22 protein-coding genes and 3 pseudogenes are annotated in these 25,400 nt (G+C 69.2%); 20 read left to right on the forward strand and 5 right to left on the reverse strand.

Features of this window, described 5'->3' with window-relative positions; translation table 11 throughout:
* Positions 1 to 125 precede the first annotated feature (125 nt).
* Positions 126 to 521 carry an MmcQ/YjbR family DNA-binding protein gene (locus IG99_RS28260; protein WP_037678550.1) on the forward strand — a complete coding sequence of 132 codons (396 nt, stop codon included), beginning with the start codon at positions 126 to 128 and terminating at the stop codon, positions 519 to 521.
* A pseudogene (locus IG99_RS46085) lies at positions 518 to 703 on the forward strand (MmcQ/YjbR family DNA-binding protein); the annotation flags it as partial. The gene IG99_RS28260 and the pseudogene IG99_RS46085, both read left to right, overlap by 4 nt.
* 254 nt (positions 704 to 957) lie before the next feature.
* On the opposite strand, the gene IG99_RS28265 reads toward IG99_RS46085, so the two are convergent.
* On the reverse strand, positions 958 to 3,762 hold the full coding sequence (locus IG99_RS28265) for a DNRLRE domain-containing protein (RefSeq protein ID WP_037678552.1): 2,805 nt from the start codon (positions 3,760 to 3,762) through the stop codon (positions 958 to 960).
* A 460-nt stretch (positions 3,763 to 4,222) separates the two neighbouring features.
* On the opposite strand from IG99_RS28265, the gene IG99_RS28270 reads away from it, so the two are divergent.
* From IG99_RS28270 to IG99_RS28320, 13 genes and pseudogenes are all read left to right on the forward strand, one after another.
* Positions 4,223 to 5,221, forward strand: coding sequence for a LacI family DNA-binding transcriptional regulator (locus IG99_RS28270; RefSeq protein ID WP_107056040.1), 999 nt, complete (start codon positions 4,223 to 4,225; stop codon positions 5,219 to 5,221).
* Positions 5,222 to 5,329: 108 nt separating this feature from the next.
* Positions 5,330 to 8,296: a glycoside hydrolase family 2 TIM barrel-domain containing protein gene (locus tag IG99_RS28275; RefSeq protein WP_037678555.1), complete on the forward strand. Its 2,967-nt coding sequence runs from the start codon at positions 5,330 to 5,332 to the stop codon at positions 8,294 to 8,296.
* A gap of 68 nt (positions 8,297 to 8,364) precedes the next feature.
* Positions 8,365 to 9,675 carry an ABC transporter substrate-binding protein gene (locus IG99_RS28280; protein WP_037678556.1) on the forward strand — a complete coding sequence of 437 codons (1,311 nt, stop codon included), beginning with the start codon at positions 8,365 to 8,367 and terminating at the stop codon, positions 9,673 to 9,675.
* Positions 9,676 to 9,775: 100 nt separating this feature from the next.
* Positions 9,776 to 10,756, forward strand: coding sequence for a carbohydrate ABC transporter permease (locus IG99_RS28285; RefSeq protein ID WP_037678557.1), 981 nt, complete (start codon positions 9,776 to 9,778; stop codon positions 10,754 to 10,756).
* Positions 10,753 to 11,631, forward strand: a complete 879-nt coding sequence (locus IG99_RS28290) for a carbohydrate ABC transporter permease (protein WP_037678558.1) — start codon at positions 10,753 to 10,755, stop codon at positions 11,629 to 11,631. Before IG99_RS28285 ends, IG99_RS28290 begins: the two co-directional genes overlap by 4 nt.
* A 46-nt stretch (positions 11,632 to 11,677) precedes the next feature.
* A complete protein-coding gene (gene arfA, locus IG99_RS28295; RefSeq protein ID WP_051865981.1) occupies positions 11,678 to 13,177 on the forward strand; it encodes an arabinosylfuranosidase ArfA in 1,500 nt (499 codons plus the stop codon).
* 333 nt (positions 13,178 to 13,510) lie between these two features.
* A pseudogene (locus IG99_RS28300) lies at positions 13,511 to 13,873 on the forward strand (transposase family protein); the annotation flags it as partial.
* A 620-nt stretch (positions 13,874 to 14,493) separates the two neighbouring features.
* A complete protein-coding gene (locus tag IG99_RS28305; RefSeq protein WP_037678561.1) occupies positions 14,494 to 14,769 on the forward strand; it encodes a hypothetical protein in 276 nt (91 codons plus the stop codon).
* Positions 14,766 to 15,173, forward strand: coding sequence for a PIN domain-containing protein (locus IG99_RS28310; RefSeq protein WP_037678563.1), 408 nt, complete (start codon positions 14,766 to 14,768; stop codon positions 15,171 to 15,173). The genes IG99_RS28305 and IG99_RS28310 overlap by 4 nt, the downstream gene beginning before the upstream one ends.
* A gap of 114 nt (positions 15,174 to 15,287) precedes the next feature.
* Positions 15,288 to 15,614 carry a MarR family transcriptional regulator gene (locus IG99_RS52050; protein WP_078947941.1) on the forward strand — a complete coding sequence of 109 codons (327 nt, stop codon included), beginning with the start codon at positions 15,288 to 15,290 and terminating at the stop codon, positions 15,612 to 15,614.
* Between the two features lie 179 nt (positions 15,615 to 15,793).
* Positions 15,794 to 15,868 (forward strand): annotated as a pseudogene (locus tag IG99_RS51440) (TetR family transcriptional regulator); the annotation flags it as partial.
* An 18-nt stretch (positions 15,869 to 15,886) separates the two neighbouring features.
* Positions 15,887 to 16,288: an acyl-CoA-like ligand-binding transcription factor gene (locus tag IG99_RS28315; protein ID WP_234311982.1), complete on the forward strand. Its 402-nt coding sequence runs from the start codon at positions 15,887 to 15,889 to the stop codon at positions 16,286 to 16,288.
* A 381-nt stretch (positions 16,289 to 16,669) separates the two neighbouring features.
* Positions 16,670 to 17,071 carry an SPDY domain-containing protein gene (locus IG99_RS28320; protein WP_037678564.1) on the forward strand — a complete coding sequence of 134 codons (402 nt, stop codon included), beginning with the start codon at positions 16,670 to 16,672 and terminating at the stop codon, positions 17,069 to 17,071.
* Positions 17,072 to 17,391: 320 nt separating this feature from the next.
* Here IG99_RS28320 and ychF read toward each other — a convergent pair whose 3' ends face one another.
* A complete protein-coding gene (ychF, locus tag IG99_RS28325) occupies positions 17,392 to 18,480 on the reverse strand; it encodes a redox-regulated ATPase YchF (protein WP_037678565.1) in 1,089 nt (362 codons plus the stop codon).
* A 485-nt stretch (positions 18,481 to 18,965) separates the two neighbouring features.
* On the opposite strand from ychF, the gene IG99_RS28330 reads away from it, so the two are divergent.
* Positions 18,966 to 19,367, forward strand: a complete 402-nt coding sequence (locus tag IG99_RS28330; RefSeq protein ID WP_078947943.1) for a DUF6542 domain-containing protein — start codon at positions 18,966 to 18,968, stop codon at positions 19,365 to 19,367.
* A 45-nt stretch (positions 19,368 to 19,412) separates the two neighbouring features.
* On the opposite strand, the gene ppgK is transcribed toward IG99_RS28330, so the two are convergent.
* On the reverse strand, positions 19,413 to 20,159 hold the full coding sequence (ppgK, locus tag IG99_RS28335) for a polyphosphate--glucose phosphotransferase (protein WP_037678566.1): 747 nt from the start codon (positions 20,157 to 20,159) through the stop codon (positions 19,413 to 19,415).
* A gap of 29 nt (positions 20,160 to 20,188) precedes the next feature.
* Positions 20,189 to 21,214, reverse strand: a complete 1,026-nt coding sequence (locus IG99_RS28340) for a 4-hydroxy-3-methylbut-2-enyl diphosphate reductase (protein ID WP_107056041.1) — start codon at positions 21,212 to 21,214, stop codon at positions 20,189 to 20,191.
* A 113-nt stretch (positions 21,215 to 21,327) separates the two neighbouring features.
* Between IG99_RS28340 and xseA the strand changes: the two genes are divergently transcribed.
* From xseA to IG99_RS28355, 3 genes are all read left to right on the forward strand, one after another.
* Positions 21,328 to 22,548, forward strand: coding sequence for an exodeoxyribonuclease VII large subunit (xseA, locus tag IG99_RS28345; RefSeq protein ID WP_037678571.1), 1,221 nt, complete (start codon positions 21,328 to 21,330; stop codon positions 22,546 to 22,548).
* Between the two features lie 10 nt (positions 22,549 to 22,558).
* Positions 22,559 to 22,792, forward strand: a complete 234-nt coding sequence (locus IG99_RS28350) for an exodeoxyribonuclease VII small subunit (RefSeq protein ID WP_037678574.1) — start codon at positions 22,559 to 22,561, stop codon at positions 22,790 to 22,792.
* 153 nt (positions 22,793 to 22,945) lie between these two features.
* Positions 22,946 to 23,536: a malonic semialdehyde reductase gene (locus tag IG99_RS28355; RefSeq protein WP_037678576.1), complete on the forward strand. Its 591-nt coding sequence runs from the start codon at positions 22,946 to 22,948 to the stop codon at positions 23,534 to 23,536.
* 70 nt (positions 23,537 to 23,606) lie between these two features.
* On the opposite strand, the gene IG99_RS28360 is transcribed toward IG99_RS28355, so the two are convergent.
* Positions 23,607 to 24,131, reverse strand: coding sequence for a DUF4245 domain-containing protein (locus IG99_RS28360; RefSeq protein WP_037678578.1), 525 nt, complete (start codon positions 24,129 to 24,131; stop codon positions 23,607 to 23,609).
* A 127-nt stretch (positions 24,132 to 24,258) separates the two neighbouring features.
* Between IG99_RS28360 and glpX the strand changes: the two genes are divergently transcribed.
* Positions 24,259 to 25,293 carry a class II fructose-bisphosphatase gene (gene glpX / locus IG99_RS28365; protein ID WP_037678580.1) on the forward strand — a complete coding sequence of 345 codons (1,035 nt, stop codon included), beginning with the start codon at positions 24,259 to 24,261 and terminating at the stop codon, positions 25,291 to 25,293.
* Positions 25,294 to 25,400 lie beyond the last annotated feature (107 nt).

Genomic DNA, 25,400 nt, shown 5'->3' on the forward strand with positions numbered 1-25,400 from the left:
CCGCAGCCTACCCCCTTCGCAGTCGGCTTCGCCGGAAGGATGGGACCTGCCACCACGCCCGCGCGGCACGCCCTCCGTCTCCTTCAATGCCACAGTCCGTCACCACACGAGAAGGTTCACCACCCATGAACGGACCGACCCTGCACAAGACCGCCGCCGACTGCGCGGAGGAACTCCCCGGAGCCCAGCTGGAGCACCCCTTCGGCCCCGACTGGGAGGTCTACAAGGTGCGCGGCAAGGTGTTCATGCTGATGACCGAGGTCCCCGGGCGTCCCGTCGTGATCCTCAAGGCGGACCCCGGCGAGGCCCACGCCCTCCGGGAGCAGTACAGCCACATCACCCCCGGCTACCACATGAACAAAAAGCACTGGATCACCCTGGAGGGCGGGGAAAGCGTCGACAAGAAGCTGGTCGAGGAACTCGTCACCGACTCCTACCGGCTCGTCGTCGCTCATCTACCCAAGGCCGAGCGACCCGTCGACCCGCACACCTACGGCACCGGAACGCGGCCCGCCCGATGAGCGCGGTCGGCGACCGGCTCCACGGCGCCGCCCGCCAGGCGGCCCTCCCCCTCCCCGACGTCAGCCACGGATACCCCTTCACCCCCGGACTCGACGTGTACAGGGTCGCGGGAAAGGTGTTCCTGATCGTCACCGACGACCCGGACGAGCAGATCGTCACGGTCAAGTGCGAACCCGAACACGCCCGCGCGCAAGAACGCGGCTACGCCACAAGATCTCGCGGCGTCGACGTGCTCCTGGCGGTGGCGGCCGACGTGGCGCGGCGGCCAGCGTGGCATCTCGTGGTTCGTCATGGGCGCGGCGCCGGGGGCCGGGTCTGTGGACAGCGCTCGCGCGGACAAAGCAGTCGACGGCAGAATCGGACGGCTGAGGCCGGCCCGTCCCACGGGGACGGGCCGGCCTCGAGTGCCCACGGTGTCTACGGTGTCTACGGTGTCTACGGGGTAATGGTCACCCCGGGCGCCATCTCGGCGGTCCCGTTGGTGAGCTTCCCGGAGCCGGTGGCGCCTTCGGAGCTGACGAAGCGCAGCTCGTGGTTGGTGCCCCCCGCGTTGCCGACGGCGAGCAGGAGCGTGGACTGACCCGCCGTGTAGGCGTTCTGGACGAAGGAGGTGATGTCGACGGTGATGTCGCGGCCGTCGACGGGGTTGCTTTGGTGGTTCCCGCTGCCCTCGGCGACGACGGTCGAACCGAGGTTGAAGGTGGCCGACTTCGCGACGGAGGAGTTCGTGGCGGTGAAGCTCGGCCGGTTCTGCCAGGTCATCGTGTTGATCGGGCAGGACGTGCCGCCGCCGGTGCAGGTGGTGTCGGTGACGGGTTGCACGAGGAGTTGGTCGGTGTCAGTCGACGGGACCGACGAATAGCGGTGGCCGACGTAGGTGAGATGGAGCGTCGCCTGGCTCGGTGCCCTGGTGAGGCTGCTGAGGGGGAACTGGATGTAGGAGAGCTTTCCGTCCCCGGACCCTGTGGTGTACTGCTCGCCCATCAGGCCGACCCCGGTGTTGCGGGTGATGAGGGTCAGGTCCGAGGAGTTGTTCTTGGTCTGGTCGCCGGTCCACGCACCCACCCAGGTGTCGCCGTTGGTGAGGGCACCGGCCTTGACGTTCTGGGTCTGGCCGTTCGCGCCCGTGTAGGTGGTGGTCAGCGTGCCGATCCCGCTCGTCGTCAGCGGCAATTGGCTGGTGTATTCGACGAGCTGGCCGGCGACGCGGATGTTGTTCAGCGTCACGTTCGTGACGCCGGTGATCGAGCTGCTCGTGTTCTGCTGCGAGAACCACACGTTGTCGAGGTTGAGGGTGCCGATCGGGGCCCTGGTGTACGTGTACGCGGTGCCCGACCCGTCGGGGTTGGGGGCGTACCCGTAGGTCGCCTGCTGGTCGGCGGTGATGGTCTGGGTGGATCCGTTGCCGCCGTTGATCCCGATTGGTCCCTTGGTGAACCGCGAGGTGTCGATCGAGCTGTTCTTCACCACGATGCTCTGGATGCGCGGGTACGGGTTGGGGCTGTTGTGCGTGAAGATGCCGCCGGCCCACGGCGACACGGAGTTGAAGTTGTCGAACGTGTAGTTGGTGAGCCGGTGTCCGTACGACGACCATCCGATGCGGATCGCGTTGCCCGCACCGACGGACCAGTTCAGCGTGTTGCTGACCGAGATGTTCTTCGTGTCCTCGGTGTCCCAGTGGTAGGTGTCGAACCCGAGGTCGTCGGCGACGGTGTCGTGGGCGCCTATCGCGTTGACATAGCCCTGGACGTCGGGGGTGGAGGTGCCGAGCTGGAAGTTGTTCCACACACCGGGGGCCAGCGGGGCGAATCCGTCGCTGGGGTTGTAGTGGCCGGAGGCGAACGCGTCGTCGTTGCCGAGGGTGAAGACGCCGTTGGCGGTGATGTCCTGGCCGCTCGCGAAGTCCGTCCCGTCGATCCACGGCTGGCCGTACGGGGTGAGGGCCTTGATGTTGTTGAACGTCACGCTCTTGGCGGTGTGGGTCTCATAGTTCCACTGCTTCGCGTTGCGCTCGTAGGTGTCGTTGAACGTGATGTTCGACGAGTGCATGACCATGACGCCGCCCTGGTGCTGGCTGCGGTAGGCGTCGTGCGAGTCACCGCCGCTGTTGGCGTTGTAGTTCGCCACGCCGTTGCCGTCGAAGACCCCGCGGCCGTCGACTTCGATGTTGCTCGAGTTGATGATTCCGATCGCCGGCTCGAACGCCTCCATGTACGCCTGGACGCGGTTCTTCAGCAGGGCCCCTTCGTCGGTGTAGATCTTCAGCTTGCCGCCCTTGAGCTTGCTGCCGTCCAGACCGTTGACCAGGAGACCGGACCACACGTACGTGCCGTTCGGGAAGTAGAGCGTGTTGAGCGCCGTGGGGTTGGCCTTGATGGTGTCGATGGCGGCCTTCAGGGCGTACGTGACGTCGTTGGCGGCCATCACCCGCACTTTCGGGTACCGCACGTTGGCGGTGCTCGCGCTCACCAGGCTGCCGGCCGAGGTTTGCTGACCGGCGGGGATGGCGGTGCCGTTGACGGTCTTGCCGGCCATGGAGCTCGTCGTCGCGGCGGGAGCCTTCTGAGCCGTGCTGTTCGGGTGCGCCGCGAGGTACTTCGCGGCGAACTCCTGGAAGTTGAGGACACCGGTTTGCAGGTTGACGCCGGAACCGTCCGGTGCGCTCGTGGTGTTCGGACGCTGCGCCGGGTCTTCCAGAGGGTCGTTGATGACCGCCAGGTAGGGCTGTCCCGTGGCATTGGTCGAGTCGCCGTTGACCATCACGATCGCCTGGTTCAACCCGGCGTCGGCTGACATCTGGAACGTCAGGGTGTGCTTGTCCGTGCTCACCGAGACGCTGCCGGACGGGTAGTAGCGCGCCGGGTAGACGTTCACCGTGTTGATCGTGGTGCTGGGCAGCGTGACCGTGATCGTCGGTGTCCGGGAGTCCGACGCGAAGCGCGCGATGTCGAAGTTGTTGCGGTTCGCGTTGTACTGGACAGCCTGGACGGGCGTGCCGGCGACTTGCACCTGGTACTTGGTGGACGCCACGTCCGGGGACGTCGCCGTACCGCCTCCCACACCCGTCGGCGCGTACGTGTGGACGGTGGTGGCGGCTTGTGCGGGGACGGCGCCGGTGAGCATGAGGCTCGCCACCGCGATGGTGGCGCCGGCAGCGCCCGCGATGATGCGTCTCACGCGCGAGCCGCGTCGCGCCGGGGCGGGGTTCGGGTCGGCGTCGCCGCCGGCCGGTCTGATCATGTCTGTCTCTCCTCAGGACGAGACCTCTCCAGGTCTGTTCAGGCGCTCGCCGCCTGCTGGAGACGGCGCGGAGCATTCGCGATGCTGCGGCCGGGCCGCGGCCGGACCGCAGCCGTTGGGGGCCGTCGCGGCCGAGAGGACCACCCCGACGCACCGAGCGCGGGAGCGCGAGGTGACATCAAGCGTTGTTGCGCGCGGTAGGCCAGGGGTCACACCGCCACGTTGACCGATCCATAAGATCGGCGTGGCGGGGACGTTACTGCCGCATTTCCGGAACCGTCAATGCTCCGCGCACGTCAAGTCGCGGAAACAGTCATGACGTCCTCGTGGGGCCCTCACCGTGCTCCGTAACGGCTGAATCACGGCCACGGGGCGAAGTCTTGCCCTCCTGCGAAAGCCGCCCTACGCTGACGCCACTTTCGTGGATCGATAAAAGTTTTGGGGAGCCTACGTGGTGACAATGGCGGATGTGGCCGCGAGAGCGGGGGTCACCAAGCAGACCGTCTCCAACGTGGTTGCGGGCAAGAAGGTACGGCCGGAGACCCTGGCGAAGGTGAACAAGGCGATCGCCGACCTCGGCTACAAGCCGAACCTGGTGGCGCGCTCGCTGCGCACCGGCAGCACGTCGACGGTGGGGCTGTTCGTGCCGTCGGTGGCCAACCCGTTCTATTCGGAGGTGGTCGAGGAGGTGGAGAACCTCCTGGTCGGCCACGGATACAACCTGCTGCTCGCCACGACGCGCGACGATCCCGACTACACCCGGGCCCATCTGGAGAACCTCGCCGCGCGCTCGGTGGACGCACTGCTGGTCGCCTGCGACAACGGCGTCGCACAGCAGATCCCGATGCTCGTCGAGGCCGCCTTCCCGGTCGCGCTGTTCGCCTGGGAGGGGGACCCGCCGACCATGCTGCCGGTGGTGTCCATCGACTACGAGCACGCCGGGTTCCTGGCCGGGCGCTACCTAAGGGACCTCGGCCACCGGAACGTCGCGGTGATCGCCGATCTCCCCGCGCACGAGCCGCGCGTGGCCGGGTTGCGCCGGGCGTTCGCCGACCACGGGCTGGCCATCGACGACCGCAAGGTGTTCCCCTGCACCAGGGACGACGCCGCCGGCGGCTTCGACGCGGGCTGTGCGGCGCTGGAGGCGGATCCGGAACTGACGGCGATCTTCGCCACCCACGACATCCTGGCCCTCGGTGCCGTCGAGGCGGTGGTCCGGTCCGGGCGGCGGGTCCCCAGCGACGTCAGCGTCGTCGGCTTCGACGACATCGCCCAGGTCGGTCGGGTCCAACCAGCGCTGACCACGGTCACCGTCCCGAAGCGGGAGATGGCCCAGCAGGCCGTCGAGCTGCTGCTGCGCGCCGTCGACTCCGGCCGGCCGCCGACCAACGTTTTAACGCTACTGCGCCCGACCCTGACCATCCGGGACAGCAGCGCCCCGCCCCGGGCGACCGGATAGCACCGGGCACCGCTCGACCTGCACGTCACCCCCATGAGTGGCCGGGACGGTCCTGCCGGAACGGCTTCCCGCCACCGCCACGAGTTGCGACAGAAAGCACCTCCACTGATGAGAGAACTCGACCCCTACGCCTACGTCGAAGACCGGTCGCCGGGCACCGGACGGCTGCGGCCGCGCGCCGCGTTCGCCTCCGACCTGCCCACGATCGCGCTCGACGGCGACTGGCGATTCCGGCTGGCGTCAGGGCTGGACAACCTCACCGGGGACTTCGTCGCGCCGGACTTCGACGACACCGCCTGGGACCTGCTCGCCGTGCCGTCCTGCTGGCAGATGACCGGACTGCCCGGCGAGCCGCGCTACGGTGCCCCGGCCTACACCAACATCCTGTACCCGTTCCCGGTCGACCCGCCGCGGGTGCCCCGGCAGAACCCGACCGGCGAGTACCGCCGCGAGTTCGACGTTCCGGACGGGTTCCCGGCATCGGCCGCGGTGCTCCGGTTCGAGGGCGTCGACTCCGCGTTCGCGGTGTGGCTCAACGGGATCCGGCTCGGCGACGGCAAGGGCAGCCGCCTCACCACAGAGTTCGACGTCTCCGCCGGTCTGCGGCCAGGCCGGAACGTACTCGCGGTCCGCGTGCACCAGTGGTCGTCCGGCAGCTACCTGGAAGACCAGGACATGTGGTGGCTGTCCGGGATCTTCCGGTCGGTGTCCGTGGCCGCCCGCGGCGTCGAGGACTTCTTCGTCCACGCCGCCTACGACCACACGACGGGGCAGGGCACCCTGGCCGTCGACGTCACCGCCCCTACCCGGGTGTCCCTGTCGGTGCCCGAGCTCGGCATATCCGCCGCCGATCCGGCCGGCCCGCACGTGATCGACGGCGTCGAGCCCTGGTCGGACGAGCAGCCGCGCCTGTACACGGGCGAACTGGTCTCCGAAGCCGGGGAGCGGATACCGCTGCGCATCGGCTTCCGCACCGTGGCCGTCGTGGACGGCGTCCTGACCGTGAACGGCAGGCCGATCTCCCTGCGGGGCGTCAACCGCCACGAATGGCATCCGCTGACGGGGCGGACCCTGACCGAGGACACCATGCTGACCGACGTGCTGCTGATGAAGCAGCACAACATCAACGCGGTGCGCACCAGCCACTACCCGCCCGACCACCGTTTCCTGGACCTGTGCGACGAGCACGGCCTGTGGGTGTTCTGCGAGGGGGACCTCGAGACGCACGGCTTCGAACCCGGCGGCTGGCGGCACAACCCCAGCGACGACCCCGCCTGGCGCGAGGCCTACCTGGACCGGGCCGCGCGGCTGGTGGAACGCGACAAGAACCACCCCTCGGTCATCGTCTGGTCGCTGGGCAACGAGTCCGGCACCGGAGCCAACCTGGCCGCCGCGGCCGCATGGATCCGGCAGCGCGACGACAGCCGCCTGATCCACTACGAGGGCGACTGGGCGAGCTGCGCGTACGTCGACCTGTACTCCCGCATGTACATCGGGGTGGACGAGCTGGCCGCCGTGGGACGCGGCCAGGAGGCACCGACGGCCGATCCGGCCGACGACGCACACCGCCGCGCCCTGCCGGCCGTGCTGTGCGAGTACGGACACGCCATGGGCACCGGCCCCGGCGGGTTGTCCGAGTACCAGCAGGTCATCGAGGCACATCCGCGCCTGGCCGGTGGATTCATCTGGGAGTGGATCGACCACGGGATCGCCCGGCTCACCGGGCGGGAGGACCCCCACTCGTTCTACGCCTACGGCGGCGACTTCGGCGAGGAGGTCCACGACGGCAATTTCGTCGCCGACGGGCTGCTCTTCCCCGACCGCACGCCGACGCCGGGCCTGGTCGAGTACAAGAAGGTCGTCGAACCGGTCCGGATCCACATCGACCCGGCGACCCGGCAGATCGGCGTGCACAACCTGCACCACGTCCGCGACAGCGGCTACCTGGACTTCCGGTGGACCGTCGAGGACGGCGGCGAGCCGGTGGGCTCCGGCGGCCTGACCGTGCCCGCGACCGCTCCGGGCGCGACGACAACCGTCGCATGGCCCGCCGACGTCACCGCCGCGCTCGATGCGGCGCGCAAGAACGACTCCGGCCACGAGGTGTGGCTGACCGTGACCGCGGTGCTCGCCGCCGACGAGACCTGGGCCGGGGCCGGCCACGAGATCGCCTGGTCCCAGGGGCTGGTCGTGGCTCCGGCCGCCTCGCCCGTCCCGTTCACGCCGGCGCCGGCGATCGCCCACGACGGGTACATCGCACTGGGTCCCGCGCGGTTCGACGCCGGCAGCGGGGCGCTGATACGGCTCGGCGACCTGGAGCTCGACGGTCCGAGGCTGGACGTCTGGCGGGCCCCGATCGACAACGACCTGCTCAGCGCCTTCGGCGAGCCGCAGGCCGGCGCCTGGTTCGCCGCCGGACTGCACCGGATGCGCCACGACGTCCTGAGTGTCGAGCCCGACGCGTCGGGACTCACGGTCATCGCCCGCCTCGCCGCCGCGGGGTCCTCGTCCGGCCTCGGCGTGGTCTACCGCTGGACGGCCTGCGACACACCGCATGCGGACCAGGCCCGGCTCCGGCTGGAAGCCGTCGTCACCCCCGACGGCCCATGGTCGGTGCCGCTGCCCCGACTGGGGGTCGCGATGTCGCTGCCCGGCACCGACGCCGAAGTCGAGTGGTTCGGTCCCGGTCCCGGTGAGGCGTACCGCGACTCCCGCGCCGCGACTCGCGTCGGCCGCCACCTGTCGACCGTCTCGGCGATGCAGATCCCTCAGGTCCGCCCGCAAGAGAACGGCAACCGCCACCAAGTCCGCCGCGCCAGGATCACAACCCCGGACGGCACCCTGCTCATCACCGGCGACCCGGTCATCGACCTGACCGTTCGCCCCTGGAGCACCGAAGCCCTGGCCGCCGCGGCCCACCAGCACGACCTGGTCCGCGACGGCAGACTCCATCTGCACCTTGACCACGCCCACCACGGCCTCGGCAGCGCGGCCTGCGGCCCGGGCCCGTCGGCACCGGACGTCCTGGCCGCGGTCACCACCGCGTTCGGCGTGGAGTTCGGCACCGGCCGGTAGACGGGCCTTGCCCGCCCGCCCACCGGCCATCCAGCAAAGTCAGCCCCTGTCACAGAAGGTTCCCTCACATGAACAGCACCACCATACGCACCCGCAGACTTTTGACAATCACCACCGCGGCGCTCCTCGTGGCCGGCCTCGGCGCGTGCAGCAGCACCGAGAGCACCTCCGACAACGCGGAGAAGAGCCAGACCGGGCCGGTGAACATGGAGTTCTGGGGCTGGGCCGGCTACGAGAAGATCGTCGACCAGTGGAACGCCTCCCACCCGGACACCAAGGTCACCTTCAAGAAGATCCCGTCGGGCGCCAAGGGCGGCTACACCCAGATCAGCAACGCGATCACCGCGGGCAAGGGCCCGTGCCTGGCGCAGATCGAGTACCAGACCATCCCGTCGATGCTCGTGAAGAACACGGTCATGGACATCACGAAGTACGCGAGCGCCGGCATGGACAAGTACGTCCCGTCGGCCGTCTCCGCCTCCAGCGTCGGCGGCAAGATCTACGGCGTCCCGGTGGACGTCGGCCCGATGGTCCTCTTCTACCGCAAGGACCTGTTCGCCAAGTACGGCATCACCAAGCCGCCGGCCACCTGGGCCGAGTACAAGGCCGACGCCGAGAAGGTCGTCGCCGCCGATCCGAGCGTGAAGTTCGGCACCGTGCTCGGCGACGGCAACGGTATGGCGGCCTTCACCCTGCAGACCGGCCAGTCCTGGTACTCGACCAAGGGAGACAGCTGGACCGTCAGCATCGACAACCCCGGCACCCGGAAGGTCGCCGACTACTGGCAGGGCTTGAAGGACAAGGGTCTGGTGGCGAAGACCGGCAACGCCTGGGACCCGCAGTTCAACAAGGCGTCCGAAGCCGGCAAGGTGCTGACGTTCGTCAACGCGGCCTGGGCCGCCGGCGGTATCAAGTCGGACCTGAAGGGCGAGGCCGGCAAGTGGAGGGTCGCCCCGATGCCGACCTGGGAGGCCGGCGACGGCAAGAGCTCCAGCAGCGGCGGCTCGGCCACCTCGGTGATGACCGGGTGCAAGACGCCCCGCGAAGCCGTGCAGTTCGCCGATTTCCTGTCCAGCGACCCGCAGGCCGTGAAGACGGGCATCGAGGGCGGGCTGTACCCGGCATCGAAGGCCGGACAGGACGACCCGTCGCTCACGGGGGGTGACCCGTTCTTCGGCGGCCAGAAGGTCGGCGACGTGTACAAGGCATCCGCCGCGCAGGTGCCCAGCACCTGGACCAACGGCCCGACCTTCCAGCAGGTCGAGTCGGACTTCACAGGTGCCATCGGTCAGGGCACCCTTCCGGACGCGGTCACCAAGGTCCAGGCCTCGACGGTCGCCGCGATCAAGAAGCTCGGACTGTCGGTGACCAACGGCTGAGGCAGCGGGACTCCAGCCGCCCCGAAGGGTTCCCGCGGCCGCCCGTATCCGGCGCCGCGGGGGCCCGCTCCCTGACGACGAACCGCCCAGCGAGGTTTCCATGAGCAGTTCCAGCAGCACCCGGGCCGCGTCACCGCCGCGGCCGGTGCCCGCGGTCACCCCCCGCGTCTCCCCGTCCGGCCGGCCCCGGCGCACCGGCCGCCGTACCGCGTTGACCGCGTCGGGTTTCCTGGCGCCGTTCGCGGTGCTCTTCCTGACCATGATGGTCGTGCCGATCGGCTACGCGATCTACCAGAGCTTCTTCACCGTCCGCCGCGCCGGGCTGTTCGGTGGTGCGCGGTCCACAGAGTTCGCGGGACTGTCCAACTACGGAGCCGCCTTCAGCGACCACGACTTCACCGCGTCGATCGTCCGGGTCGTGCTGCTGGGCTGCGTCCAGGTCCCGGTCATGCTCGGCCTGGCCCTCCTGCTCGCGCTCCTGCTGGACTCCCGCTCGGCCCGCCTGCGCAAGACCTACCGGCTCACGTTCTTCCTGCCCTACGCGCTGCCGGGTGCGATCGCCGCGGTGATGTGGTCCTTCCTCCTGGCGAAAGACCTCTCGCCGTTCACCGGACCGCTGTCCCACATCGGGATCGACGTCGACTTCCTGTCGCCGTCGTGGGTCCCGTTCTCGATCGGGAACATGATCACGTGGGGCTGGACCGGCTACAACATGCTGATCATCTACTCCGCGCTGCAGACGATCCCCGCCGAGGTGACGGAGGCCGCCGCGCTCGACGGCTGCACCGGATGGCGCCTGGCATGGGCGGTGAAGATCCCGCTGGTGCGTCCCGCGCTGGTGCTGACCACGGTCTTCTCCATCATCGGGACGGCGCAGATGTACACCGAGCCGGCGGTGCTGGTCGGCGCGCGCGTCCCGGGCGTCTCGCCGAAGTTCACCCCGATCATGAACACGACCCTGAGCATGGACCTGGGCGACCAGAACCTGGCCGCCGCCGAGTCCGTCGTGCTCGCGCTGATCACCCTCGTGCTCTCGTTCGGATTCCTCAAGTACAACCAGCGCAAGGGAGCGATGGCATGAGCGTGATTCGGGCCAGCCGGCCGACCCGACCGGCCCTCCGCGGCACCGACATCGCGAGCAAGGTCGCCGTCAACGGGGTGCTGGGCCTGATGGCCCTGTACACGCTGATCCCGCTGTGGTGGCTGTTCGTCTCCGCGACCAAAGCCTCGGGTTACCTCTACACCGGTACGCCGTTGTGGTTCTCCCACTTCGACCTGGTCGCCAACATCAGAAACGCGTTCAGCTTCGAGGGCGGCATATTCGCCACCTGGCTCGCCAACAGCGCGCTGTACAGCCTCGTCGGCGCCACCGTCAGCACCCTGCTGTCCGCGATGGCCGGCTACGCGCTGTCCAAGTTCAGCTTCCGCGGCCGGGAAAGCGTGTTCAACGTCATCCTCGCCTCGGTTCTCATCCCGGCGCCGATGTTCGCCCTGCCGTTGTTCCTGCTCATGGCCAAGCTCGACATCACCAACTCCTACTGGTCGGTGCTGCTGCCCAGCTGTGTCAGCCCGTTCGGCGTCTACCTGTGCCGGATCTTCGCCGCGGCGTCCGTCCCGGACGAACTGCTGGAGGCCGCACGGCTCGACGGAGCAGGCGAACAGCGCACCTTCTTCGGGATCGCCCTGCCGCTGATGGCCCCGGCAATGGTGACCGTCTTCCTGTTCCAGTTCGTCGGCATCTGGAACAACTACCTGCTGCCCTCGCTCATGCTCAACACCCCCTCACTACAGCCCGTCACGGTGGGCCTGGTGCAGTGGCGCTCGGAGTTCGCCAACGGCGTGCCGTTGCTGCTGCCGATCACCGGTGCGTTCCTGTCGCTGATCCCCCTGCTCGTCGCCTTCATCGGCCTCCAGCGGTTCTGGCGCAAGGGCCTGACCGCAGGCGCCGTCAAGTAGCGCGTCCGCTGCCCCACCCCATCCTGAACTGCAAAGGACCACTGCATTGCCCCGCGCCCACATCGAACTCGACAGGCGGGCCGTCATCGCACCCGTCCGGCGCCGCACCTTCGGCTCGTTCGTCGAACACCTCGGCCGCTGCGTGTACACCGGGCTCTACGAGCCGGAACACCCGAGCGCGAACGACGAAGGGTTCCGTATGGACGTCGTCGCGCTCGTCAGGGAGCTCGGAAGCACGACCATCCGCTACCCGGGCGGCAACTTCGTCTCCGGGTTCCGCTGGGAGGACTCGGTCGGCCCGCGTGACAAGCGTCCGGTGCGCCGCGACCTGGCCTGGCACTCGCTGGAGTCGAACCAGGTCGGCCTGGACGAGTTCGCCCGCTGGCTCAAGCTCACCGACTCCGAACTGATGCTCGCGGTGAACCTCGGCACGCGGGGCATCCAGCCCGCCCTGGACCTGCTCGAGTACGCCAACCACCCGTCCGGAACGGCGCTGTCGGATCTGCGTATCGCCAACGGCACGCCGGAGCCGCACGACGTGCGCATGTGGTGCCTCGGCAACGAGATGGACGGACCCTGGCAGACCGGCTTCATGACGGCCGACGACTACGGCAAGCTCGCCGCCCGTACCGCCGGCGCGATGAAGATGGCCGACAAGGACCTGGAACTGGTGGTCTGCGGCTCCTCCAACTCCGGGATGCCGACCTTCGGCGACTGGGAGCGCACGGTGCTCGAGCACGCCTACGACCACGTCGACTACGTCTCCTGCCACGCCTACTACCAGGAGCACGACGGCGACCTCGGCTCCTTCCTCGCCTCGGCGACCGACATGGACTACTTCATCGACACCGTCGTCGCGACCGCCGACCACGTGGGCTACAAGAAACGCTCCAACAAGAAGATCAACATCTCGTTCGACGAGTGGAACGTCTGGTACCAGAAGGAGCACGAGGAGTCCGACGAGGTCAACGACGAGTGGCGGCACGCCCCCCGGCAGCTGGAGGACGTCTACTCGGTGGCGGACGCCGTCGTCGTCGGCAACCTGCTGATGACCCTCCTCAAGCACAGCGACCGCGTCACCTCGGCATCGCTCGCGCAACTGGTCAACGTGATCGCGCCGATCATGACCGAGCCCGGCGGCCCGGCCTGGAGGCAGACGACCTTCTACCCGTTCTCGATCACGAGCCGGCTCGCTTCCGGCGAGGTGATCCGGCCCGTGATCGCGGCGCCGACGTACGAGACGGCGCGCCACGGCGAGGCATCCGTCATCGACGCCGTCGCGACCGTCGACGAGGACCGGGCCGCGGTCTTCCTCGTCAACCGCGACCTGGAGGAGACCGCGCAGGTCACGATCGACGTGCGTGGCCTCGGCTCGTCGCGCGTCGTCGAGGCGGTCACGCTCGCCGACTCCGACGTGTACGCGAAGAACACGCTTGCCGAGCAGCACCGCGTGACCCCGTCCGCGAACATGAGCGCCACACTCGCCGACGGTGTGCTCACCGTCGAACTGCCACCGGTGTCGTGGACCGCCATCGCGCTTGGCTGAGTACCGCCACCGCCTGACGGCGGGCGTGGAAAAGGGCTCTGATCGACACTTCGGGATCGCCGAGTGCGACGGCTCACGGCGTCGAGATCCCTGCGCAGCCTCGGACCTGGTGCCGGACCGTGAGGCGTCCTCGGCCGCCGCTACCGGTTGTCCGCTCTGGTCGCCGCAGCCGCGGCGTGTGTCCTGGCCGGTGCCCGCTCGCTCACCGCGATCACGGAGCGTCTTCCAACCCGGCTGATGGCTGGCTGGGTTGGGGGACGAGGTTCGGGAAGAGATGAAGCTCCTGGTAGACGGGTTGTCGACCAAGATCAACCTGTCCGCCCGGAGCTTCATGTGCTTGTCTACCCATCGGAGATCGATCTGTCCGGCGCAACTCGGCGGTACCTGTCCGGTCTGCCGGCCGCCCAGCGCCGGGAGCGCGGGACGCGGTGGCGGCGGCTTCCGCCTGCGCGGCAGGCCCTGCTGGTCCTGGCCCAAGTGCGGTGCGGTCACACCCATGCCCAGCTCGCGGCCGGGTTCGGCGTCGGGACGGCCACCGTTTACTGGTACATCGGCGAGGCAGTCGAGGTCCTTGTGGCCCTCGCTCCCGACCTCGCGGCCGCCGCCCGCGGCGCGGAGCGAAAGGCGTTCGTCATCCTCGGCGGGACGCTGCGGCCGATCGACCGGATCGCCGACGACCGGCCGTACTACTCGGGCTGTGAGGATGATGGCCGTGTCGTTCCGGCCGTGGCCTGACTCCTGGTCTGGCCGGCTGCTTGTGCCTTGTGTGCGATCTGTCGGCGCGGCCGGAGCAACGTGTACCGGCACCGGGCCGGCGGAGTATGTCCCGACAGGGGCCTTGGCCTACCAGCGTCCGACTACCTCGACCTCGGCCTGGCCGCCCCATGGTCGTCACTGCGGTCTCGGTCAGATCGAAGCCCGTGCGGGCAAGACATACCGAGCCCGAGTGGTCGCCGCGTCCGCGCAGCTCCACGATCTCGACCTTGGAATCCAGCGTTGGGATACCCGCCCGGAAACGAATTCCTGCGGCAGGGAAGGATCGCCGACAGGGCCGGGATGAACCACCCCAGCCCTCCTCGGCCGCTTGTACTTCGGCGCTGAACTCCACCACATCAGCAACGTGATGGAGTTCAGATGTTGAAGCGGAACTCCACCACAAGGCTCTGACCTGCAGGTATGTGGGTGCGTCCCAGCACCATCCCAGCACGGGAGCCGCGACAAGTCACAAGAAGATCCGGAGCGCCAAGACTAAGCGTCAGCGATGCGGGCTGCACAGCACCCGAGCGGTGTAATAGTTCCTGTACTAGACTGACTGCATGAAGTCATCCCGCCCCGGCGGCACGGAGAACATCTCCGTCTCGATGCCATCGGAACTCCTCGGCGCTTTGCGGACGCGCACCGGCAAGCGCGGCGTGTCCGCGTACGTGACGGCGGCGGTCCGGCATCAGCTGGCGATGGACGGCCTCGCCGAGATCGTCGCCGCCTACGAAGCCGAGCACGAACCATTGAGCGAGGCCGAAGTCCAGGCCGCGCAGCACGAGTTGTTCGGTGACGCACCGGCGCCGTACGCATCCGGCGACAGCGCCGCATGAAGGCACCCGCAGCCAGGTCTCTGGTTATGGACTCCCAGGCTCTGTCGCTGCTCCTGCGCAACGACCGCCAGATGGTCACCCGGATCGAGGCCGCTCGACGCGTAGGCGTGCCTGTCCTCGTGTCACCCCTCACCGTGGTGGAGGCCGTCTACGGCAAGACGGACACCGCCCGGCTCCACTGGGTGCTCTCCCGGCTTCAGGTCGAAGGCGTCACACAGGCGGACAGCCTCACCGCGGTGCAGCTGCTGAGCGACGCTGGTGGCCTGCACGGCCACAAGTACGCCATCGACGCTCTCGTCGCCGCGATGGCGCTCCGTTCCCCGACGCCCGTCCTCGTGCTGACCTCGGACCGCGACGACTGGTCGAAACTGTGCGGCGACCGCGTACAAATCAAGGACATCTGAGCTTGGCGCCCATCCCGCACGTGGTGATCACCTGCGGGTCAGTCCCAGCTCCCCCGCCCGCACCCTGACCTGGAGGCGTGAACCCGCGTCGAGGCCAACGCACGACGTCCTCCGATGGACGGCACGGCGGCGCGGGCCGGACAGGTCGGCCCACGCCGCGGGTGGACGGTCAGAAGCCGGAGGTGGACCAGTACACAGCCGAGCTCGCCGGTCAGCGTGACGAGGCCGGGCGCCAGCGAGCGTGGCGGGGTCTCGCCCGCCTCGATGAGCCAGACGGTGAACCGCCTGACCTCGGCCGGTTACGCCGTGCGCTCCCGCGACCCAGACGATCGCCGCAAGGTGCTCTTCAGCGCCACCGAGGAGGGGCGACCGGCTCGGCTACACCACGCAGGCGCAGCGCAGCGCCTGGCTCGACGAGCAATTGGATGCCCTCGACGCTGAAGACCGTGCAGTGATCGCCCGGGCCGCAGCGCTGTTCGCTGCCATCGCCGACTCCTGAGCGCCAGTCCCAGCAGCGCCGATCCACAGGTCTTGACAATTGCTCGCTCAAAAGGAGCTGGCATGAAGGGCGGTGAGCGTACCGGCCTCGGTCGGCAACAGTCCATGCCGGAGATGAGAACACGACCGTCGAGCAGATCGCTGCCGAGGCGGGCCTGTCGCGCACCACGTTCTTCCGGTACTTCGGCACCAAGGAGGAACTCGTCCTGGGCAGGATGGCCGAGTTCGGCCACGAGGTCGCCGCCGCGCTCGCCACCCGGCCCGAGAGCGAGCGGCCCTGGGAAGCGCTGCGCCGCGCCTTCGACGTGGTCACTCAGCCGCAGGCCGACGCGCCCGAGCTGTCCCAGAACCTGATGCAACTGTTCAGCGACGCCTGCGCCCTGATGACCCGTCAGTGGGACAAGGAGCAGGGCTGGCAGAGCACGCTGGTGCCGGAGATCTCCCGCCGGCTCGGCGGTGACACCGACCCCCTCAACGACCTCCGCGCCCGGGTCCTCGTGGCGTCGGCGATCTCCTGCCTGGACGCCTCCTACGACGCCTGGACGGCCGGTGACAGGAAGGCCCCGCTGTCCGTCCTCCTCGACCAGGCAATGGGCACACTGAGCGAAGAGAACTGACGGGACGCTGAAGAGGCGATGGACGTCGGCGCGGGTCGCCGGCGGCAGTCCGGCCGGTGGATCACCCGTCAGGGCCACCGGCCACACCGCCGTACAGCCACAGCCCTTCCTGAGCGGCGTGGGCCCGCTCATGCCCGCCGCCCGCAACTGGCTGTACTCCCTCAACGGCGAAGCGGCCGTGCCCGGGATCTACGCCGGGACCCTGTCCATCACAGCCGTCATCGCCCGGCGAGACAGCCGCCACGATGATGCCAGACACCGTCGGGGCCGCTCCTCGACCCCGACGACCTCGCCGAGCAGTACTGGGACCTGTACACCAACCGCGACCGCGTCGAGCAGATCCATCCCGCGCTCCAGGCCGGCTGACACAGCCCGGAACCCGTGAGGGGCCCTCCCGAGGTACACCCCGGGAGGCCGGCAAGCGGGCTGAGAGCCCCTCAACACGCACGACTTGACAGGGAACGCACCTGGTCCGACGACACCACCCACGCCGTCCACGAATCCCTCGTCCTGCACGTCGAGTTCATCCACGAAGCCGAACCCGACGACACCCAGTGGAAGATCGCCGCGTACGAAAGCCCGGTCGGCGAGCGCCTGTGGCACGCCACCGCGAGCACCACCGTCCGCGTGGAGATCATGCGGGTACTCCTCGACAGCCTCGCCTCCGCGGACTCGGTGGAAATCGCCGCAGGCAGCCAGATCTCGGAAGCAACCATCCGCGAGGCCACCCGCCCGCTGGCCGACGCCGGATGGAACCACACCACCTTCCCCCTCCTCGGCTAGGAGATCGACAACGTCGGGCGGGTGCAGACTTGTTTCCGCAGGGGGCCGCGAAGCCGTGAAGAAAGCGTGCAGACGGAGCCTCTAGGCACCCACCCCGCGCACCTGCCAGATCACTGTCCGAAATCCAGCACGGGCGTTCTCATCCCATCCCAGCACGATCCCAGCACGGTAGGGATGAGCAGGGGTGATGACAGGTGACGAGGGCTCAGCTATCCCAGCACCATCCCAGCACGGGAAAAACTAAGGGCCCGACCCCGAAGAGCCGGACCCTCTCTGACCTGCATGTTTGCCAGATCAGCGAAGTGGTGTTATGTCACCGGCTAGACATTGAAGCGGAACTCCACCACATCGCCGTCCTGCATGACGTAGTCCTTGCCCTCCATGCGGGCCTTGCCCTTGGCGCGGGCCTCGGCCACCGAGCCGGTCTCGACGAGGTCGTCGAAGGAGATGACCTCGGCCTTGATGAAGCCCTTCTGGAAGTCGGTGTGGATGACACCGGCGGCCTCGGGGGCGGTGGCGCCCTTCTTGATGGTCCAGGCGCGGGACTCCTTGGGGCCGGCCGTGAGGTAGGTCTGCAGGCCCAGGGTCCGGAAGCCGACGTGCGCGAGGGTGGCCAGGCCGGGCTCCTCGGCGCCGACGGACTGCAGCAGCTCCAGCGCGTCCTCCTCGTCGAGCTCGGCGAGGTCCGCCTCCAGCTTGGCGTTGAGGAAGATCGCCTCGGCCGGGGCGACCAGGGCACGCTGCTCGTCCTTGAAGGTGTCGTCGGTCAGCTCGTCCTCGTCGACGTTGAAGACGTAGAGGAACGGCTTCGTCGTGAGGAGGTGCAGGTCGTGGAGGAGCTCGGCGCGCTCGCTGCCCTGGACGATGCCGTGCGCGAAGAGCGTGTCACCCTTCTCCAGGATCTCCTTGGCCTCCTCGACGGCCTTGACCTTGGGGGCCACGTCCTTCTTGATCCGCGATTCCTTCTGCAGGCGCGGCAGGACCTTCTCGATCGTCTGGAGGTCGGCGAGGATCAGCTCGGTGTTGATCGTCTCGATGTCGTCCTTCGGCGAGACCTTGCCGTCGACGTGGACGACGTTCTCATCCTTGAAGGCACGGATGACCTGGCAGATCGCGTCCGACTCGCGGATGTTCGCGAGGAACTTGTTGCCCAGACCCTCGCCCTCGCTCGCGCCGCGCACGATGCCCGCGATGTCGACGAAGTCGACGGTCGCCGGGAGGACCCGCTGGGACGCGAAGATCTCGGCCAACTTGTCGAGGCGGGGGTCGGGCACGCCGACCACCCCCACGTTGGGCTCGATCGTGGCGAACGGGTAGTTGGCCGCCAGCACGTCGTTCTTGGTCAGGGCGTTGAACAGGGTCGACTTGCCGACATTCGGCAGACCGACGATTCCGATCGTGAGCGACACGTTGCGACTTCCCGTAGTGAGGGGGCGAGGGGGCCAGGGGATGGCCGATCCCCCAGTTTACGGCGTGCCCGGCACCCTCACGGCGACGCGTCGAACGCTTGGCCAAGGTGCGCCCCTCGGCGTGTCTGATGCCCCATTCGGCACATAAACCGACCTAAGTTGGTCCGATGGAGCACCACAGGACGCGCCCCCCGCAGCCCGGAACGCGACGCGACGCCCGCCCGCCCCTGCCCCCACAGGCGGCCCGGGGCGGGTCGAGAGGCAGCGGGTCCGGCGCGGGGCCCTCGCGGAACGGGGCGGGTTCGGCCCTGGACGGTGCGGCTCCGGCACGGCAGGGTGCCGGCGGTGCCCCGAAGCGGCCCGCCCCTCGGGCCGGCCGGCCCGGCCGGCCTTCGGGCCAGGCCCGGGCGGAGCGGTCTCCTCGTCCCGCGCACCCCGGGCCTCCTCGGCGGCCCGCCGCGGGGCGGCAGGCGGGGTCGCCGCTGGTGCAGTCGGTGCGGCGGCTGCCGAATCCCCGGCTCACCGGGCTGGGGGGTGCGCTGTTCTGCGGGCTGGTCATGGTTCTGCTCGGGTGTCTCGACCAGCTGCTGTTCGGACCGTCGCTCACGGCGTACGGCGTGCTGTTCGTGCCGGTGTGCGTGCTGACCGCCGTCTGGATCCGGCGGGGTGACCTGCTGACCGCGCCGGTCGTCGTGCCGATCGCCTTCGCCCTGGGGCTGCTGCCCGCGGCCGGCGGCGGTGACGGGTTCAGCGGCTGGCTGGTGGGCCTGCTCACGGCGCTCGCCACCCAGGCAGGATGGCTGTACGGCGGCACACTCGTCGCCGGTCTGATCGCGACGGTACGAAGGGTGCGCCTGATGAACCACCGGCCGGCACGACTGCGCTGACCGGCCCATCGCCACCCATCGGCCCAGGCCCAGCGCGCCAGTCCCTCAGCCCCGCTCCGCCGCCCGCATCGCCGCCCCCACGATGCCCGCGTTGTTCTGGAGCTGGGCAGGGACCATCTCCGCCTTGATGCCTTCGATGTGGGGGAGGAACTTGTGGGACTTGCGGCTGGCGCCGCCGCCGATGATGAACAGTTCCGGTGAGAAGAGCATCTCGACGTGGGCGAGGTACTTCTGGACCCGGTGGGCCCAGTGTTCCCAGGTCAGTTCCTCGTCGTCCCTGGCCTTGCTGGACGCGCGCTTCTCCGCGTCGTGGCCGTGCAGTTCGAGGTGGCCGAGCTCGGTGTTGGGGACGAGGGCGCCGTCGACGAAGAGGGCGCTGCCGATGCCGGTGCCGAAGGTGAGGACGACGACCGTGCCCGGGCGGTCCTTGCCCGCGCCGAAGTGCATCTCCGCGACGCCGGCCGCGTCCGCGTCGTTGACCACCGTGACCGGGAGGCCTCCCAGGCGCTCGCCGAACAACGCGCGCGCGTCGGTGTCGATCCAGCTCTTGTCGACGTTCGCGGCCGTGCGGATCGTGGAACCGCCGGTGACCACACCGGGGAAGGTGAGTCCGACCGGCCCCGTCCAGCCGTAGTGCTCGACGACCTGCTTCACACCGTCGGCCACGCCGTCCGGCGTCGCCGGGTGGGGGGTCAGCACCTTGAAGCGCTCCTGGGCCAGGTCGCCCCTGTCCAGGTCCACAGGGGCGCCCTTGATCCCGGATCCGCCGATGTCCACGCCGAAGATCTGCATGGCCCTACGTTACGACGGACGACGTACCGTCACTCCGCAGGGGTTTGCGCGGTCCCGGACCCGCCCCGCTCGGCGACCAGCGCGGCCGCCTCGTCGCGCAGGTCGCGGCGGAGTTCCTTGGGGAGCGAGAAGGTGATGGACTCCTCGGCGGCCTTGACGAGTTCGACGTCCTCGTAGCCGCGTCCGGCGAGCCACTCCAGGACCTGCTCGACCAGCACCTCCGGCACCGAGGCACCCGAGGTGACGCCGACCGTGGTCACGTCCTCCAGCCACGCCTCGTCGATCTCGTCGGCGAAGTCCACGAGGTACGCCTCGCGCGCTCCGGCGAGCTTGGCGACCTCGACGAGCCGCTTGGAGTTGGAGGAGTTGCGGGAGCCGACCACGATCACGAGCTCGGCCTGGGCGCCCATCTGCTTCACGGCGAGCTGACGGTTCTGCGTGGCGTAGCAGATGTCGTCGCTGGGCGGGGAGATGAGCTGCGGGAACTTCTCCTTCAGCGCGTCGACGGTCTCCATGGTCTCGTCGACGGAGAGCGTGGTCTGGGAGAGCCAGACGACCTTGGACGGGTCGCGGACCTCGACCTTGGCGACGTCGGAGGGGCCGTCGACGAGCTGGATGTGGTCGGGGGCCTCGCCGGAGGTGCCGATGACCTCCTCGTGGCCCTCGTGACCGATCAGGAGGATGTCGTAGTCCTCGTCGGCGAACCGGACGGCTTCCTTGTGGACCTTGGTGACCAGGGGGCAGGTGGCGTCGATGGTGGCGAGCTTGCCGCGCGCGGCCTCCTCGTGGACGACGGGGGCGACGCCGTGCGCCGAGAACATGACGATGTTCCCGGGCGGCACCTCCTCGGTCCGCTCCACGAAGACGGCACCCTTCTTCTCCAGGGTCTGCACGACGTACTTGTTGTGCACGATCTCGTGGCGGACGTAGACCGGGGCTCCGTACTGCTCGAGGGCTTTCTCGACGGCGATCACGGCGCGGTCCACACCCGCGCAGTAGCCACGGGGAGCGGCGAGCAGGACACGGCGGCCAGGCGAAGCAGTCATGCACCCCATCGTAAGGCCGTGCCGGAGGCGTCCGAGTTCAGTCCCTACGGGTGCGGAAGGGGCGCGGACGGACTGGGCCGTGCGCGACCCGGAATGTCGGTCCCGGCCGTTACGCTCGCGGCATGGCTGTCAACACGTCGCCCGAAGCGCCCCTGCCCGTCGGTGAGGTCTCGCGGCTGATCGGCGGGTGGATCGACCGGCTCGGTGCGGTGTGGGTGGAGGGGCAGATCACCCAGTTGTCGCGGCGGCCCGGGGCGGGGGTGGTCTTCCTGACGTTGCGGGATCCGTCGTACGACATCTCCGTGAGCGTCACCTGTTTCCGGCAGGTGTTCGACGCGGTCGCCGATGTCGTCGGTGAGGGCGCCCGGGTCGTCGTACACGCGAAGCCGGAGTGGTACGCGCCGCGGGGGCAGCTGTCGTTGCGGGCCGTGGAGATGAAGCCCGTGGGGGTGGGCGAGCTGCTCGCGCGGCTGGAGCAGTTGAAGAAGGCCCTCGCCGCGGAGGGGCTGTTCGCGGCGGAGCGGAAGAGGAAGCTGCCGTTCCTGCCGCAGCTCGTGGGGCTGGTGTGCGGGCGGGCCTCGGCCGCGGAGCGGGACGTGCTGGAGAACGCCCGGCACCGCTGGCCGGCCGTCCGCTTCGAGGTGCGCAACGTGGCGGTGCAGGGGGTGCACGCCGTGCCGCAGGTGGTACAGGCGGTGAAGGACCTCGACGCGCTCGACGACGTGGACGTGATCATCGTCGCGCGGGGCGGGGGCAGCGTGGAGGATCTGCTGCCGTTCTCCGACGAGCAGCTGGTGCGGGCGGTCGCGGCCTGTCGTACGCCCGTGGTGTCGGCCATCGGGCACGAGCCGGACACCCCGCTCCTCGACTACGTCGCCGATCTGCGTGCCTCGACGCCCACGGACGCGGCGAAGAAGGTCGTACCGGACGTGGGCGAGGAGTACGAGCGGGTGCGGATGCTGCGGGACCGGGCGCGGCGGTGTGTGAGCGCGTTCGTGGAGCGTGAGGAGCGCGGGCTGGCCCATGCGCTGGCGCGGCCCGTCATAGAGGATCCGTACCGGATGATCGACGAGCGGGCCGATCATGTGGCGTCGCTCACCGAGCGCGCCCGCCGCTGCCTCGGTCACGCCCTCGACCGCGCCGACTCCGAGCTCACGCACACGCACGCGCGCGTGGTGGCCCTCTCCCCCGCCGCGACCCTGAAGCGGGGGTACGCGGTGCTGCAGAAGGCGGACGGGCACGCGGTCCGGGATCCGGGCGAGGTGACGGCGGACGAGGCGCTGCGCGCGCGGGTCGCCGAGGGCGAGTTCACGGTTCGAGTCGATGTCTCAGGCAGGCCCTAGGGTGGGTGGGATGACCAGCAAGGTGGATGAGGCACTCGGTTACGAGCAGGCGCGCGACGAGCTGATCGAGGTCGTGCGACGGCTGGAGGCGGGCGGTACGACGCTGGAGGAGTCCCTGGCTCTGTGGGAGCGCGGGGAGGAGCTGGCGAAGGTGTGCCGGCGCTGGCTCGAAGGGGCACGGGCGCGGCTGGACGCGGCGCTGGCGGAGGAGTCCGGGGAAGAGGGCGGCGCCGGGGGCGAGTAGCCCGGGAGACCGGCTGCGTGTACTGGACACCTGTGAAGTGGGTCACCACGCCCCGAGAATTGTTGAAGGTTGAACTTCCTTTGTCGTACGGTCGGTGATGTCAGCCGGTCCGGCGCCCCGGATCCGGACGCGCACCAACAGGAAGTCCACCTCATGTCTCTCGTGCTTGACCCCACTGCCCAGGACCTGCTTTTCCGTGAGGCCCGCACCGCCAACACCTTCACCGACGAGCCGGTGACCGACGAGCAGGTGCAGGCGATCTACGACCTGGTCAAGTACGGCCCCACCGCCTTCAACCAGACGCCGCTGCGCATCACCCTGGTCCGCTCGTCCGAAGCCCGCGAGCGCCTGGTGCAGCACATGGCCGAGGGCAACCAGCCCAAGACGGCCTCCGCCCCGCTGGTCGCGATCCTCTCCGCGGACAACGAGTTCCACGAGGAGCTGCCGACCCTCTTCCCGGCCTTCCCGCAGGCCAAGGACGCCTTCTTCGCCGAGCGCGGCGCCCGTGAGGGCTCCGCCGCGCTGAACGCCGCCCTCCAGGCCGCGTACTTCATCGTCGGCGTCCGCGCCGCCGGCCTGGCCGCCGGCCCGATGACCGGCTTCGACGCCGAGGGCGTCCGCAAGGAGTTCCTGGACGACGACCACACCCCGCTGGTCGTCGTCAACATCGGCAAGCCGGGCGAGAACGCCTCCTACCCGCGCTCCCCGCGCCTGGCGTACGAGGACGTCGTCACGACGGTCTGAGGTACGGCACAGCCTGACGAGGAAGGCCCCCGGCTCGTCCGAGCCGGGGGCCTTCCTCGTCGGCGTGACGTCACACCGTCTTCAGTGCCTTGGCCATCTCCGACAGCTGCGCGAACGACCCCGTGCCCGCCACCACCGTCGTCGAGCCCTTGGTGCCCTCGAGGACGAGGGCGTCGTAGCGGCCGCCGGTGTAGCGGGTCCAGGTCCGGCCGCCGATCTCCTCGGTGGTCTTCGTCGCTCGCGCGCCCTGGCTCGCCTCGTCGATGAACGTCGAGCGCTTCTGAGCGGACTGCTCGATCGCCACGTACTCACCGTCGGGGGCCTGGAAGCCGAGATGCCAGGCGTCGAACTCGTCGCCCCTGAAACGGACGGAGGTCGCCTTCCACTCGGCGGGCAGGCCCTCCGGTGCGGCCACCGGGTACGACGCCGCGCGTCGCGCCGAGAGGAGCTCGACGCGGTAGTCCACCCGCTTGTTCTCGGGAGGGCGATCGTCGTGCGGGATGAAGAGGTACATCACCCAGCCCGCGACCAGGATCAGGCCCAGGGAGAGGACCATGTCCCGGACCGTTTTCTGCTTGCCGTTCGAACCTGCCACGCCCCCTATCGTCGCAGGCGCCCGGTCCGCTCATCCGTGGGGTCCCCTGCTCATTTTGTCGGCCTGGAGATAGAGTCGGGCACAACACCCTCATCCGGCCGTCGTCGTATCAGAAAGGTGCGCTCCGATGACCGAGCATCATTCTCTGCCTTCCGAGCTCGATGTCCCCTCCGAGGCTCCCGACCGCAACCTCGCCCTGGAACTGGTCCGGGTGACCGAGGCCGCCGCCATGGCCGCGGGGCGCTGGGTCGGACGCGGTGACAAGAACGGCGCCGACGGCGCCGCCGTACGTGCCATGCGCACCCTCGTCTCCACCGTCTCCATGAACGGTGTCGTCGTCATCGGGGAGGGCGAGAAGGACGAGGCCCCGATGCTCTTCAACGGGGAGCAGGTCGGTGACGGCACCGGGCCCGAGTGCGACATCGCCGTCGACCCCATCGACGGCACCACGCTGACCGCCAAGGGCATGACCAACGCCATCGCCGTGCTGGCCGCCGCCGAGCGCGGCTCCATGTTCGACCCGTCCGCCGTCTTCTACATGGACAAGCTGGTCACGGGCCCCGACGCGGCCGACTTCGTCGACATCGACGCGCCGGTGTCCGTGAACATCCGCAGGGTCGCCAAGGCCAAGCGGGCCACGCCCGAGGACGTCACCGTCGTCATCCTCGACCGGCCCCGGCACGCGGGCATCATCGACGAGATCCGGGAGACCGGCGCGCGCATCAAGCTCATCTCCGACGGTGATGTCGCCGGGGCCATCCTCGCGCTGCGCGAGGGCACCGGCGTCGACCTGCTGCTGGGCATCGGCGGCACGCCGGAGGGCATCATCTCCGCCTGCGCCGTGAAGTGCCTCGGCGGGACGATCCAGGGCAAGCTGTGGCCCAAGGACGACGAGGAGCGGCAGCGGGCGATCGACGCGGGGCACGATCTGGGGCGCGTGCTGACCACGGAGGACCTGGTGACCGGGGAGAACGTGTTCTTCGTGGCTACCGGGATCACCGACGGCGAGCTGCTGCGGGGGGTGCGGTATCGGTCGGAGACGGCGACCACCGACTCGATCGTGATGCGGTCGCGTTCGGGGACGGTGCGGAGGATCGATTCCGAGCACCGGCTCAGCAAGCTGCGGGCGTACAGCGCGATTGATTTCGATCGGGCGAAGTAGTCCTCGCAGGAGGATGCGCGGCTCGGGTCGTGGGCGACTGCGGGTAGTGGGGGCTGTTCGCGCAGTTCCCCGCGCCCCTGGGTACGCTCCCGCCCCGTCCGCCACAG

It is taken from the genome of Streptomyces griseus subsp. griseus (assembly GCF_000720255.1).
GTDB classification, from domain to species: Bacteria; Actinomycetota; Actinomycetes; order Streptomycetales; family Streptomycetaceae; genus Streptomyces; species Streptomyces griseus_I.